Raw genomic sequence first — 12,402 nt, forward strand, 5'->3', positions numbered from 1 at the left:
CGCCGGATCCGTCGCTGATGTTTTGGGACGGCTCACATGCAAATCCTCGTCACGGGCCTGCTGCTCGGCGGAACCTATGCGCTGATCGCGCTGGGGCTGACGCTGCAATACGGCGTCGCGCGCATCATGAATCTGGCCAACGGCGAGACGCTCGTTGCCGCATGCTTCGTTGCGTTCTGGTTGTTCACGGTTGTGGAGGTGAATCCTCTCATCGGCATGCTTGCGATTGCTCCAATCGCCGTTGCGCTGAACTGGCTCATCTATGCGGGCCTCCTGCAGCCGCTGGTCCGCCGCGCCAGAAACCGGGGCATGCTCGAAGTCGATACGATCCTGGCAACCTTCGGCCTCTTGTTCCTGTTCCAGGGCCTGATGTTGCTCGGTTTCGGTGGAGGCTATTTCAGCTACAAATTTCTGGCCGAACCGTTCCTGATCCTGGGTGATTCTTACGGACTGAATCGCGTCGTGGCTTTCATCGCGGCTGCAAGCATCGCGGCTCTGCTTTATCTCTTCCTTTATTTCACCAGGTACGGCACAGCCATTCGTGCGGTTGCCGTCGATCCCACATCGGCCCAGCTCGTGGCCATCGACGTTCCCAGGATGGCCGGGTTTGCCTTTGCCCTTGGCGGCGCATTGACCGCTTGCGGCGGAACGTTGCTCTCCACGTTCTATACGTTCAACGCCTCCATGGGCGTCGTCTTCACCATGAAGGCGCTGATCATCGTGATCATGGGCGGTGTGGGTGATGTGCGGGGAGCAACGATCGCTGCGTTGATCCTCGGCGTGGCCGAGACCACGGTTGCTAGCCTGATCGATCCCGGCCTGACGCTTGCGACCAACTATGCGCTCTTCATTCTGGTGCTGCTGTTCCGGCCGCAGGGGATACTGGGGAGGGCCTCGGCATGATGGGCCTCCATCGCAACGAAATGGTGGTCGCCGCCTTTGGCCTTGCCGCAGTCGCGTTGCTCTCGCTCCTCCCGCTGGTCAGCGAAGGGTTCGCTCTGTCACTTGGCGTCAACCTGATGCTCTATGCCGCCATGTGCACGGCATGGGCGCTGTTCTCGGGACCGACCCGCCTTGTGTCGCTTGCAAGCGCCGCATTTTTCGGAGTTGGAACCTATTCGGTCGCGTTGGGACTGGATTCACTGCCGTTTGGTGCGCTTCTCCTCGTTGCAGCGCTGAGCTCGGCGGCGCTCGCCGGGCTGGTGGGGGCCGCTACGCTAAGACTGTCCGGCGTCTATTTTGTCATCTTCAGTCTTGGACTCGCCGAACTCATCCGACAGATCGTCGCCTGGTCACAGTCGCGTTTCGCGCACAAGATGGGACTTTACGTCTTTACCGATCTCACCGAGCGCGATCTCTACTGGATGCTGCTTGCGCTCACGTCACTGGTCTTTGTCGTCGGCTGGTTGATCAACCGATCGCGCCTGGGATTCGCCCTGCGCATCATCGGCGACGACGAGACGGTGGCCCGGCATGTCGGGATCGCGACCGCCCGCACCAAGATTATTCTCTTCATGATATCCGGCGCGTTCATCGGCATCGCCGGCGCGATCAGCGCCCCGCGTTACGCCTATATCGAGCCGCAAGCTGCTTTCAATCCGATGATCTCCTTCCAGGTCGTGATCATCGCGCTGCTCGGTGGCACCCGGCGGCTATGGGGACCTCTGGTCGGCGTTGTCCCCTTCATCATTCTGATGGAGTTCATCACCTCGCGTTTCCCGAACCACAGCTCGGTCGTTGTCGGCGTCGCGTTCCTGGCGATTGTCTATCTCTTGCCCGATGGGGTGACGGGCCTGCTGGAACGCCTGCGCGATCGAATCCTGCGTCGGGCCGAGCCTGGTGTCAGCAGCACAACTCGGAACGAAATCGGGGAGAAGGCGGCATGAGTGCTACCTTGATCAGCGTCTCACAGGCGCGCAAGGCGTTCGGGGGGCTGATCGCCGTCAACGACGTGAGCTTCGAGGTTCGCGAAGGCGAACTCATCGGGCTGATCGGGCCCAATGGTTCGGGCAAGACGACGATGCTCAACCTGATCTCGGGAGCGCTCGGTCCGACATCCGGGGAGATCAAGCTTGCAGGCTGCCGCATTTCAGGGCTGCCGACCGAGATGGTTGCGAGGGCGGGCATAGCCCGCACGTTCCAACTCGTTCGCGTGCTTCCGTCGATGACCGCGATCGAGAATGTCATGGCAGGCGCGGTGTTTGCGCGAAACCGACTGTGGGGGCCGCGCGCCCACGATTTTGCCAGGGAGCTCCTGGGTCGGGTGGGCCTGATGGGTCGCGAGAACTCCCCGGTTTCGGCGATGACCTACATTGACCAGAAGCGGGTCGAACTGGCGCGTGCGCTGGCCGCCGATCCCCAGCTCCTGCTTCTGGACGAATGGCTCGCCGGACTTAATCCATCGGAGCTTCTTATCGGCATCAACCTCGTGCGCGATATCAACCGCGAGGGCCGCACGATCATCATGGTCGAACATGTGATGGATGCGATCCGGACCCTCTGCGGTCGCTGCGTCGTCATGAACTCCGGCGTCAAGATTGCTGACGGGGCTGCGGCGGCGGTGCTCGCCGATCCCGATGTCATTCGTGCCTATCTCGGAGATGACGATGCTTGAGGTAAGCAATCTCGGCGTTCGTTATGGCCACCACACCGCGTTGCACGGGGTGTCGCTGCACGTCAAGAAAGCCGAAATCTCCGTCATGCTCGGGACCAACGGTGCCGGAAAGTCCAGCCTTCTGAAGGCGGTCGCCGGTATGGTCAGGACCGAGCCTGGAACCGAGATTCGCATGAACGGCCAGGCGATCTCGGGAATGGCCGCGCATCGAATCGTCGAACACGGCATTGCGTTGGTGCCCGAGGGGCGTGGCGTATTCGGTGAGCTTAGCGTCGAGGAGAACCTCGCACTTGGTGCCTTTGCGAAGCGTGCGCGCGCCAGCGAGGCGTCGACGCTCAGGCTTGTCTACGATCTCTTTCCGCGCCTCACGGAACGCAAGCGGCAACAGGTGCGTACGATGTCGGGTGGCGAGCAACAGATGGTCGCGATCGGCCGCGCTCTCATGTCCGCACCCGACGTTCTGATGCTGGACGAACCCTCGCTCGGTCTGTCGCCTTTGCTGTCAAAAGACCTGTTCAAGTCGCTGAAGAAGATAGCTGCGAGCGGCTTCGGCATCCTGCTTGTCGAGCAGAATGCCACGCTGAGCCTGAAGATAGCGGATCGCGGCTATCTGATCGAGAATGGCGCCATCACGGGCGAAGACAGCGCCGACAATCTCCGCCACAACCCCGCAGTCATCAGTGCCTATCTCGGCGGCCGCACCGATCAGGCCCCGTGAAGCTGGAGATTGTAATTGTGGCTTCGAAGGCGGGGGTGGCGTCGTCTCGCTTGCTGCGACGCTACTTTGCATGGGGTTGTTTTCGATATTTTAGTTGGTCGGACATGCTCCGCGGACAGGCAGGGTTTCGAAAACGTCCTGTTGCATTGAGCCGGTGTTGCGAATAAGCAATTGAGATGAAATGGAAATTTTCCGTCGCTCCGATGATGGATTGGAGCGAGAGTTCAAGTTTTTCAGGCGGTTAGAAGGCGGCGTGTGCACGACGTGTGCACCGGGAGATCAAGGAAGATCTATCAAAGCCAGTGTGGATGATCGCTCGTTCGAGTGATATGAGACCCGCAGCGTTGGCGGCTTGGAGACTTGGGTCGCAAGGGCATGGCGAACGTGCGACTAGAGCTGATCGTGCTCGTCGCGATCGCTGAGTGTTCGGCCTAGGGGGAAGATTTCTGGTTACAGTGAGTACAAAGAATGATGTCGAGGGTTCGAGACGCTCCCCTGCCAAATCCTTGCGATGGCGCCGTAGCTACTCCGGTAGCGCCGCGGCAGGGGCAAGTTGTAATCTAATCCTTAAAATTGCTGCGGCCTCGAGGCCTTTCAGATCCAGTGCATCTCGTCTGCACACTATCAAAAGCAGCATCTCGTATGCGAACCAGATCAAAGCTGCTTTGCTCGATGTCGGTGGCGGCGAGCACGCGAGCGAAACACCCACGTCGTCTTAGCCCTCTCAAGGGGCTGAAACAGGGGTTCGATTCCCCTAGGGAGCGCCAGTGACCTCATCCTCATCTTGATTTCCTTTGGATTTTTGCCTGTTTCCCCAAACCGTCTGAAAGGGTTTGGGGAGCTTTGTTCGCTTTGTGATCTTCCAACTTCACGATGGCGCGGCGGCCACCACGGCGGCGATCGGCTTCACGGGTGTAGCGTTCGGCTTCCGCCAGAGTCAGATGACCCATGGCAGCCATGATGTCGTGCGCGCTGTTGCCGGCGTCGGCGAGCAATCGACCGAACGTTTTGCGCAGACCATGCGGCTTGCAATCGAGCGGCAATCCAGCCGCGGTCATCGCATCTCGCATCCATCCACTGTATCCGTCGACCGTGAAGGGCTTGTTGTACTCGGTCGTGAAGATGCAGACATGCCCGCGGGACAGGGCGGCAAGAGCCTCGCGCAGGGAGCTTGCCATTGCGACGGCGACCGCAACGCCAGTCTTGCGACGGGTGTACTCGAATCCTTCGTCGTCGACCTGTGCCCAAGTCGTCAGATGGACATCTGCGCGCGCGGTGCCGGTATTGAGCATCAGTTCATATGCCGCACGCTGCTTCGTTCCGATGGGCCACTTTTTCTCGAAGGCCTCCATCTCGGCATCGGTCCATGCGGGGATCTCTTTGGATTTGCCGCGCTTGATTCCGTCGGATGGATCGGCCGCGAGCCACTTAAGTTCTTTGGCATGACCGATCAGGATGCGGAGCTTCTTCAACGTGTCGATCTTTGCCCCGGGAAAATTGTGAAGGGGCCTCAGAATTTTCTCTTCGATGCGCTCTTTCGTCAGTCCAGCAACGGCGCGGTGACCATGGTCGCGGCGGATCTGATCCATCCTGCTGCGATATCCCGGCTTGCTTCCTTCACCGAGCGACGCGAAGCCGTCGCTGTCCAGGTAAGAAGTAACGAGGGCACCGATCGATCGCGCAGCGTCCTTCGTCAGGATCGGCCTGGTCTTCGAGGACGATCCAGCCACGGCTTGCGCGTACGCTTGCTTGAACTCGTCCGTCGTCGGATCGCTGGGCAACTTGATCCTCGGCCCCTTGCCGACACGGTAGGAGAGATAGACGTGACCCCTAACGACGTTCTTCTCTACGTTGGGCGGCAATCTCCGGCGCATGCTAATCGTCCCAGCCATCGTCAACGGAGATAGCATCTCCGCCGTCCAACGGAAGCAGATCAATCGCTTGGTCGAGCAAGCGCACATCCCACGCCTTCCGGCCAGCGGTCAGAATCCGAGGTCGAGGCATCCGGCCGTCACGGACCATCATGTCGAAGGTGTTGGGAGAGACCGACACGTAGGCCGCCGACGCCTCCCGGCCAATCAGCCGGGGCGCCAGAGTCGGGGGAAGTGCGGCCTGTCGGGCCATCAGCAAGTCTCGATTCATTTGGGCGCCCGGCCGACCAAGCAACCTAGCACCGTTGTTCGCATTCCGCGAAACCGGGGCCCAAATGAAGAGGGATCTGGATTCGCTAGTCCCGCTGGTCACGGGGAAACAGTCGTCAGAAGTCTGGGTGTATGCGGCGAATATAAACTCCGCATTAACCACTTGTTGAGAGGCGAATCCGCCTCGCCGAACTGGATTCCACCAAACCCCCGGCGAAACCGCAAGGTGGCGCGGATGGGCCGCCGGTACAAGGATCGCGACCACTCTCGCCGATCGGGGACATCCTGAAACTACCATTCAGCCCACAGCATGAACGGCATCACGTGGCCGTGAGCTGATAGGAAAAAGCCCGGCGCAAGGCCGGGCAAGCGGATCGGCCGCCCCCGGTGAACGCGATTCCGGTTATGGTCAGGAATCGATCCCACCTGCGGACATCGCTGCGCTCGACAAATGGATTTTCAAGCGCCATCGGAGATGAGTCGGCCAGAAGCCCCGCGCGTGATGATGGCGATGGTGTTCGAACTGGGGCTAAAGGCGAAGGGGAAATGAGCCAACGAAGCGCGGTCATGCAGGTGAAGCCTTCGATCCTTGGGTAGAAGCCTTCATGGCGCTGCCCGACATGAGTCTGATGGCGAGGTTGATCTGCAGCGATGTGAAGATGTCGGCGGAGGCACGATACCTACTGGCCGAGATGCTTGTGCCGGGCAAGCCGCCAATAATGGGGTGGAAGTTTCAGTGCAAGCGCACCACCGGCCTCGATAAAGCGCGCCGCAGAGTCAAAGTCGAGGAGGCTTTCCGGAAGTACTTGGCTGAGGGCCTTAAATCACGGGAAGCAGCGGAAAGGGCCGGCAGCCAATACAATATCGAGGGTCGCCAGGTCGGCAACATCGTCAAGCAAAATAAGAAATTCAATGGTCGGTTAGCGCGGCTCTCCACCATCGAGATGTTGCAAAAAATTGGGGGCCGCGTTCCTGGAGAACAACCTTCCAGAGGGCGGAAAGAGGGAATTTTGCGTCCCCGAACCAGCACCGTCGTGCGCGCACCGCGCCGCTTAGAAACGCAGAGAAAGCGGCGCGGGTGGAAGCAGAGCTGAAGGCCAATCCGACACGCAGCGACCGCGAAATTGCGGAGACCGCGGGGGCGTTTCACCCCTTCGTCGGAAGGATCAGGCAAAGGTTGGAGACGGGTGGGGTGGTAACCGTTACCACCCCCTCCGAACGCATATCCACCAACGGTAAAGTCGGCGAAGGCCAGCGGAAGCCGCGGGGCGCCTCGGTGGAGAAGCTGCGCGAGATGCGGCGCCACCGTTGATGCTTCATGCGACTGCGGCGTCGCTTATGTGCCGGCAGGCCAGAGGGCCGCTGCGGCGGTCGCGGCTAATACGCAGATGTCCAATCGAGCGATAGCCAAAGAAACAGGCGTCGGCTTGGAGACCGTTCGCCGCGCTCGGATTGCAACTGACCCGCATGGGTCAGTTGATCGGCCCCGCGTTGGCCTCGACGGCAAAGCGCGGAGGATGCCGACCAAGGCGGCGGCCCCAGAGATCACCGAGGACAGCCCCGGTGAGTTGAGGAAGGCGTTCCTATTTGACGCGGTTCTTCTTGTCACCGGCGCCCACCGCCTGACCGCAGCTAAGAAGCTCGGCCGGGAGCACATCCCCGCCACCATCGTCAAGATGACCAATGACGAGGCCCGCCTCTGGGAGATCGCCGAGAACCTGCACCGCGCCGAGCTGTCGAAGCTTGAGCGCGACGAGCAGGTAGCAGAGTGGATCATGATCACCGAGCGAGTTTCTGCGCAAGTTGCGCAAAAACCTGCCCGGGAGGGGCGCCCAGAAGGTGGCCTTAGCGCTGCAGCCCGCGAACTCGGCGTTGATCGAGACGATGCGCGTCGAGCAGTGCGGGTCGCCAGCATCTCGGAAGAAGCCAAGCAGGCAGCGCGCGATGCTGGCCTGGATGACAACCGCACCGCGCTCCTTGCGGCATCTCGCAAATCCGAACCGGACAAGCAGGTCGAGGTTCTGCAATCGTGGGGTCGTCCGGCGCCAGAAGCCTCGATGTGGCCGCCCGACGCAGAGCGGAAACGCAGCCTCATGCGGGCATGGAACGGCTGCTCGCCGTCGGTCCAGGCATGGTCTAAGTCCGAAGTGCTTCAGCGCATGCGGAGGCCGCTCAGTTCTCGCCGCGGGCCTGCATGCCAGTGCAATTTCCAGAAGAGATTTTATTACCTCGCCAAACCGCATTGTCTGGCAATAAGTAAGTGCTGTCTCAAGTTCGGCCCATCGGCCAACAACAAGGGCAGCATAGATGCAAACAAAGTCCCAGCCGGCCGAACAAGGCGGCAGCGCAAGCATCCTGGACGGCTACTTTCCCGAGAAAAAGTTTGCCGAGGACAACAACACCACTCAGCGCACCATTGCCCGCTACCGACATCTCCCTGATGGTCTGCCGTGGACCCTTTGGTCAGGCAGAGTGTGGATTCCCATCGAAGAAGGTCGCGCCTGGCTGAAGAGCCGGGTTCGCCACCCGAACAACCGTCGCTCTTGAACGAGCGGCGCGACAAATGTCTGTCCTCACTCAGAAGTCAGCAGCCGGCGAACCGCTGATCCACGTCGAGCGCGGCGCAGAGGTCCGCCCCGGTGTTTTCGCTTGGCACGTTCCGGTCCTGGGCCTGAGCGGTCGGAGCCGCCAACCGCTGTTGGATGCCTGCCGGGAGATACAATCGATCCTAGGCGCCACCGGACATCACGCTGCGGTCTTCCGGCCGGGTAGGGCGCATTGGGATATCCGCTGCTCCGTCGAATGGGGAGCGGCCCATACCGTTAAGGAGACCCGCTCCGGCACCATTCGCTTCGCGGTCTACCGTCCCTTCCAGGACGGCGATTCGGACTCCGGACAAGATCGGGCGCCGGGGGTGGCGGCATGACCGTTCCAGCCAAAATCGATATCGTCCAAGCGAAGCTCCCCGCCACCTATGAGCAGGCCAAGCTCGCGCTCGCGTCATGCGCCAGCATCGACGAATGCCAGGATTGGGCGAACAAGGCTGAGGCGCTCGCCAGCTACGCCAAGATGGCTGATGACGAGACGCTATTCGACTATGCAAAGCGCATCCACGGTAGAGCAGTGCGCCGCATGGGAGAACTGCTCAATCAGATTGAGCCCAGCAAAGGCGGCCGTCCGTCGGAAAACTCGGGTGTGGCCCACCCGAGTTTAGAGGGTTGGATACCTGGCGGTTCTCAGAATGAGCCCAGTCTGGATGGCTGGATACCGCAATCCAGAAAAGAAGCCGCAGATGCCGTCGGTCTTTCTGACCATCGTCGCAAGCAAGCGCTTCGCGTGGCCAACGTTCCGCAAGAGCGGTTTGAGTCGGCGGTCGAGGCCGAGAAGCCAGCCACTGTCACCGCCCTCGCAGAGATGGGGAAGCAGGTCCGGTCCGCGCCAATTGAAGCCAAACCGGCGGAGCAGAGCGAAGTCGCAAACCTAGCCAACGGCTTGCGCGTAGCGCTGGCAGGTCTCGATCCGATTTTGGACCGCATCGCTCAAATAGGCGTCGACGCCTTCTGGCGCGAGGCCGACGAGCGCGTCCGCAAGCAGATTGAGGGGACGGCTGAGTTCCTGCAGGTGCTCACCACCACGAGCAGCGTCCAGCACCAACCCGCACAGCCCGAGGCAGCAGCATGACCGCGACCATCGTCCCGTTCCCACTAGATCGCCGCCGCACCTTCATCGAACGGCAGGCGAACCGAGCGGCTGAGCTCAACCCTGACGCCGGTGAGCGTCACATCCTGTATCAGCTGGAAGTCCAGCGAGCCGCCTTGAGGCGCAAGGGAGTCGACGACGCTCTAATCGAGCGCGAGCTTCGCTGCATGGAGTCCGCGATCAGGGCGTCGCTGCAGCGCTTGCTCATGGGCGGTGCGGCATGAGCAGGCGCGGCCGTAAAACAGCGATCGGAGGACAGTTTGCCCCGCGGACAATCGAAATGCTCGAGTCGCCTGCGCATCGGGTTTTGAGCCTTTCCGCGCGCAAGATTCTCGATCGGCTCGAAATCGAAATGGCGCACCACGGCGGCACGGACAACGGAAAATTGCCCGTCACATACGACCAATTCCAGGCGTATGGCCTTGATCGACAGGCAATCAGGCCGGCCATCCGCGAGACCGTCGCCCTCGGCTTTGTCGAGATCACGCGGGAGGGCCGTGCGGGAAACGCTGAGTGGCGTCAGCCAAACCTGTTCAGGCTCACCTACCGTCATAGCGACGGCGAGCGCGGTTACGGCACCAACGGATGGCGACGTCTCGAGTCGGTTGAGGAAGCCGCTGCGATCGCGAAGGCAGCCAGAAACGCGAAGCCGGCAAAAACAAAATCCCAGTGTGGGAAAACCTCACGTTTCAGTAGGGGAAACCCCCACCGAAAACCGCCAATCCATAGTGGGGAAACCCACACTACAGGCCATGGTGGGGAAACCCCTACTACTCTCGATATCTCCGGGGAGGAGCGAGATGTCGCCTAGAAGCAAACGGCGACTGAGCGGGAGCAGGGGGCCTGCGCATTGAGCGGGGCGCACCAGCAGCCTCCCCTATCACCAGCGATCGGCCACGTAGGATCGCTACCGACGCGCGTGGCATGCGCTGCCCGCTGTTCTCGCTGCCGAGGTCGATCGGACGCACACGGGCCACGCCGGGGAGGGGCGAACTCCGCGGAAAAACGTCAAGGTACCTTTCAGCATGCATACACCGTGCGCGCAGGACGCGTGCCCTGATTCAGCATATTCCGGATTCCCAAAATCTCACTTTCGTTGTCAGGACGCTTCTCATGATTTTTAGGACATACCGCCGAAAGGGGTTTAGTTACCGACCACGCGCCCTCCGCCGGGCCGTCCTTTCGATCCTTGAAAGCCGCCCCGGATTGACGACCAAAGAGATCGCGGGGTGCGCCTATTGCTTCGGCGGCCCCATCGCTCGACCAGGCTGGCGTATTCCGAACGAGTCAGAGCTGCAGTCGACGTATCGAGCGGTCCGCCATCTGCTTGCTACCGGCAAGATCAAGAACGACGGCCGAGCGCGTCGCATGCGAGCTCTGCGTACGCACAAGATCTACATGCTAGCCAAACCACGGGCGGGACAATGATCGACACCCAGACCACAATGACCGACGCGGAACCCGCCGCCACCGCGACGGCAGGCATTCGCGCTGATCTGGAGCGCATTGGCCGGGATCTTGCCGCGGTGATGGAACGCTTGCGCGCTATGGAGGGAGAGGAGTCGCTTGCGTCACAAGACGATAGCCCACCCCGCGACCTCATGCGGCCAGGCGATGTGATCCACGAGTTCGGCATTCCGCGATCAACGCTGCATCGGCTCTGCCGCGCTAACCCGATCCGCAACGCCGATGGATTCGCGTTCTTTGATCCGGTGAAGCAGCGATACTTGATCTCACGCAGCAGGATCACAGCATTCCTCCGGCGCAGTGGGACATCTTGGGACGTAAGACCGGGCTAATGGGACGTTGTGGGACGCCTCTCGAGTAGCGATTCGACGCCGCGCAGCTAGATTCGAGACTGCAGCGGATGCTTGATGACCCCGGACGAACGGGCCTTGAGCAACCGCATTGGCGCCGCCCAGTCTTCTGCCTCCGTGGAGGTTGGGCGGCGTCCCTCAGAATCGAAGGTGGAGCTTGTGTTTAGTGCGTTCGAAATCGCCGGTCTCGTGTACAATCGACCGCTCCTTGTCTTGCCCGAAAAGCTGCCGCTGATTTGCGCCGCGATCGAGGGCCGGACCGGTATCTCCGTCGATGAACAACTCCGGCAGGCTGCGGAAGCGAAAATCAGCGCGTTGCCAGCAAAGGCGCAACTCGCTGTCCGCGGGCCAGCGAAGAGCCAGCGGCCGTCGGCGCCTTATCCGCGGGTTGACGGCGTGGGGATCGTGCAGGTTCATGGCTCGCTGGTGAACCGTGGTGCATGGATCGGCGCTTACAGCGGCGTGACGAGCTACGAGGGCCTCCGCGCCCAACTGCGGCACGCGCTGGACGACCCCGACACCAAGGCCGTGATCCTGGATATCGACAGCGCGGGCGGCCAGGCGGCAGGCGCCTTCGAGACCGCGACGATGGTGCGGCAGGTTGCCAAGGCCAAGCCGGTGGTCGCCATTGTCGACCGACATGGCCGCGAGCGCGGCCTATGCGATCGCCAGCGGGGCGCGAGAGGTCGTTGTCACGCCGACCAGCGTCGTCGGCTCCATCGGTGTGCTGATGCTGCACCTCGATCACAGCGCCCGCCTGGAGAAGGCGGGCGTCAAGCCCACCCTGATCCACGCCGGGCGCGCAAGGCCGACGGCAACCCCTATGAAGCTCTTCCTGAAAACGTGAGGGCCGATCTGCAGGCCGAGATCAACAAGTTTTACAGCATGTTCGTCGACTCCGTCGTCCTCGGTCGTGGTCGTTTGTCGGCGCAACAGATCCGGGACACTGAAGCCGCCGTTTATATTGGTGCTGATGCCATCGCGATTGGCCTCGCCGATCGGGTCGGCGATCTTGAGACGGTTCTCTCCGAGCTCGCGATGCTGGAGGCACCACCCGCCGCGCCGCCTGTCCCCGAACAATCCATGGTCAAATTCACCCAAGCTGACCTCGACAAGGCATGTGCTGAGTCCCATGCCCGTGGTCGTGCCGAGGCGTTTGAGGAAGGCGTCACAGATGGCGGCGTGGCCGCAGCGCAGGCGCGCATCAGCGCGATCATGCCGTTACCGGAGGCCAAAGGGCGAGAAAAGACGGCGCAGCACCTTGCGATGCAGGGCGGAATCCCGGTCGCCGTCGCGAAGGATGTTCTGGCGGTGACGCCCACCGATGCGGAGGCGTTACGCGCGAATAACACCATGGGTCTTTACCTGGTCGATGATTCTGGAGGGATGAAATACAAATGAGCAAGAAGGCAG

Annotated in this window: 14 protein-coding genes and 1 tRNA gene; 12 read left to right on the forward strand and 3 right to left on the reverse strand. The window is 61.4% G+C overall.

The features are described 5' to 3' along the window. The first annotated feature begins 36 nt into the window (after positions 1–36). The 5 genes from CQ12_RS08045 (at position 37) to CQ12_RS43495 (ending at position 4,099) form a co-directional block, all read left to right on the forward strand. Complete coding sequence (locus CQ12_RS08045) at positions 37–903, forward strand: branched-chain amino acid ABC transporter permease (RefSeq protein ID WP_057834775.1); 867 nt, start codon at positions 37–39, stop codon at positions 901–903. Beyond that, positions 900–1,886: a branched-chain amino acid ABC transporter permease gene (locus CQ12_RS08050; protein WP_245309791.1), complete on the forward strand. Its 987-nt coding sequence runs from the start codon at positions 900–902 to the stop codon at positions 1,884–1,886. The genes CQ12_RS08045 and CQ12_RS08050 overlap by 4 nt, the downstream gene beginning before the upstream one ends. After that, the gene (locus CQ12_RS08055; protein ID WP_057834777.1) at positions 1,883–2,614 is read left to right on the forward strand and encodes an ABC transporter ATP-binding protein; all 732 of its coding nucleotides are present in this window, start codon (positions 1,883–1,885) and stop codon (positions 2,612–2,614) included. The genes CQ12_RS08050 and CQ12_RS08055 overlap by 4 nt, the downstream gene beginning before the upstream one ends. Further along, the gene (locus CQ12_RS08060; protein WP_057834815.1) at positions 2,607–3,332 is read left to right on the forward strand and encodes an ABC transporter ATP-binding protein; all 726 of its coding nucleotides are present in this window, start codon (positions 2,607–2,609) and stop codon (positions 3,330–3,332) included. The genes CQ12_RS08055 and CQ12_RS08060 overlap by 8 nt, the downstream gene beginning before the upstream one ends. Before the next feature lie 662 nt (positions 3,333–3,994). After that, positions 3,995–4,099 (forward strand) — tRNA-Glu (locus tag CQ12_RS43495). A gap of 12 nt (positions 4,100–4,111) precedes the next feature. Here the strand turns inward: CQ12_RS43495 and CQ12_RS08065 are convergent. Both CQ12_RS08065 and CQ12_RS08070 read right to left on the reverse strand, forming a co-directional pair. Continuing rightward, positions 4,112–5,206 (reverse strand): tyrosine-type recombinase/integrase, encoded by a 1,095-nt coding sequence (locus tag CQ12_RS08065; protein ID WP_057834778.1) that lies wholly within the window; start codon positions 5,204–5,206, stop codon positions 4,112–4,114. Between the two features lies 1 nt (position 5,207). Further along, positions 5,208–5,456, reverse strand: coding sequence for a helix-turn-helix transcriptional regulator (locus CQ12_RS08070; RefSeq protein WP_057834816.1), 249 nt, complete (start codon positions 5,454–5,456; stop codon positions 5,208–5,210). Positions 5,457–6,078: 622 nt separating this feature from the next. Here CQ12_RS08070 and CQ12_RS08075 point away from each other — a divergent pair. After that, entirely contained in the window at positions 6,079–6,567 is a 489-nt protein-coding gene (locus CQ12_RS08075) for a hypothetical protein (RefSeq protein WP_057834779.1), read from the forward strand. 489 nt (positions 6,568–7,056) lie between these two features. Here CQ12_RS08075 and CQ12_RS46165 read toward each other — a convergent pair whose 3' ends face one another. Further along, on the reverse strand, positions 7,057–7,500 hold the full coding sequence (locus tag CQ12_RS46165) for a hypothetical protein (protein ID WP_057834781.1): 444 nt from the start codon (positions 7,498–7,500) through the stop codon (positions 7,057–7,059). Between the two features lie 280 nt (positions 7,501–7,780). Between CQ12_RS46165 and CQ12_RS46170 the strand changes: the two genes are divergently transcribed. The 6 genes from CQ12_RS46170 (at position 7,781) to CQ12_RS46175 (ending at position 12,390) form a co-directional block, all read left to right on the forward strand. Then, entirely contained in the window at positions 7,781–8,020 is a 240-nt protein-coding gene (locus tag CQ12_RS46170; protein WP_245309792.1) for a hypothetical protein, read from the forward strand. A 375-nt stretch (positions 8,021–8,395) separates the two neighbouring features. Beyond that, positions 8,396–9,154 carry a hypothetical protein gene (locus CQ12_RS08095; protein WP_057834783.1) on the forward strand — a complete coding sequence of 253 codons (759 nt, stop codon included), beginning with the start codon at positions 8,396–8,398 and terminating at the stop codon, positions 9,152–9,154. Next, positions 9,151–9,396, forward strand: a complete 246-nt coding sequence (locus CQ12_RS08100) for a DUF6074 family protein (RefSeq protein ID WP_057834784.1) — start codon at positions 9,151–9,153, stop codon at positions 9,394–9,396. The genes CQ12_RS08095 and CQ12_RS08100 overlap by 4 nt, the downstream gene beginning before the upstream one ends. Then, positions 9,393–9,983: a hypothetical protein gene (locus CQ12_RS08105; protein WP_057834785.1), complete on the forward strand. Its 591-nt coding sequence runs from the start codon at positions 9,393–9,395 to the stop codon at positions 9,981–9,983. Before CQ12_RS08100 ends, CQ12_RS08105 begins: the two co-directional genes overlap by 4 nt. Positions 9,984–10,596: 613 nt before the next feature. Then, positions 10,597–10,971 (forward strand): hypothetical protein, encoded by a 375-nt coding sequence (locus CQ12_RS08110; protein WP_057834786.1) that lies wholly within the window; start codon positions 10,597–10,599, stop codon positions 10,969–10,971. 75 nt (positions 10,972–11,046) lie between these two features. Then, on the forward strand, positions 11,047–12,390 hold the full coding sequence (locus CQ12_RS46175; protein WP_057834787.1) for a S49 family peptidase: 1,344 nt from the start codon (positions 11,047–11,049) through the stop codon (positions 12,388–12,390). The last annotated feature ends 12 nt before the right edge of the window (positions 12,391–12,402 follow it).

This window comes from Bradyrhizobium jicamae, from assembly GCF_001440395.1.
In the GTDB taxonomy this organism is placed as follows: domain Bacteria; phylum Pseudomonadota; class Alphaproteobacteria; order Rhizobiales; family Xanthobacteraceae; genus Bradyrhizobium; species Bradyrhizobium jicamae.

Excerpts from the sequence above, each read along its gene's own strand:
- CQ12_RS08100 (WP_057834784.1), top strand. The coding sequence starts at position 9,151 with ATGACCGCGACCATCGTCCCGTTCCCACTAGATCGCCGCCGCACCTTC.
- CQ12_RS08055 (WP_057834777.1), top strand. The coding sequence starts at position 1,883 with ATGAGTGCTACCTTGATCAGCGTCTCACAGGCGCGCAAGGCGTTCGGG.
- CQ12_RS08045 (WP_057834775.1), top strand. The coding sequence starts at position 37 with ATGCAAATCCTCGTCACGGGCCTGCTGCTCGGCGGAACCTATGCGCTG.
- CQ12_RS46170 (WP_245309792.1), top strand. The coding sequence starts at position 7,781 with ATGCAAACAAAGTCCCAGCCGGCCGAACAAGGCGGCAGCGCAAGCATC.
- CQ12_RS08095 (WP_057834783.1), top strand. The coding sequence starts at position 8,396 with ATGACCGTTCCAGCCAAAATCGATATCGTCCAAGCGAAGCTCCCCGCC.
- CQ12_RS08110 (WP_057834786.1), top strand. The coding sequence starts at position 10,597 with ATGATCGACACCCAGACCACAATGACCGACGCGGAACCCGCCGCCACC.
- CQ12_RS08075 (WP_057834779.1), top strand. The coding sequence starts at position 6,079 with ATGGCGCTGCCCGACATGAGTCTGATGGCGAGGTTGATCTGCAGCGAT.
- CQ12_RS08105 (WP_057834785.1), top strand. The coding sequence starts at position 9,393 with ATGAGCAGGCGCGGCCGTAAAACAGCGATCGGAGGACAGTTTGCCCCG.
- CQ12_RS46175 (WP_057834787.1), top strand. The coding sequence starts at position 11,047 with ATGACCCCGGACGAACGGGCCTTGAGCAACCGCATTGGCGCCGCCCAG.
- CQ12_RS08060 (WP_057834815.1), top strand. The coding sequence starts at position 2,607 with ATGCTTGAGGTAAGCAATCTCGGCGTTCGTTATGGCCACCACACCGCG.
- CQ12_RS08070 (WP_057834816.1), bottom strand. The coding sequence starts at position 5,456 with ATGGCCCGACAGGCCGCACTTCCCCCGACTCTGGCGCCCCGGCTGATT.
- CQ12_RS08065 (WP_057834778.1), bottom strand. The coding sequence starts at position 5,206 with ATGCGCCGGAGATTGCCGCCCAACGTAGAGAAGAACGTCGTTAGGGGT.
- CQ12_RS08050 (WP_245309791.1), top strand. The coding sequence starts at position 900 with ATGATGGGCCTCCATCGCAACGAAATGGTGGTCGCCGCCTTTGGCCTT.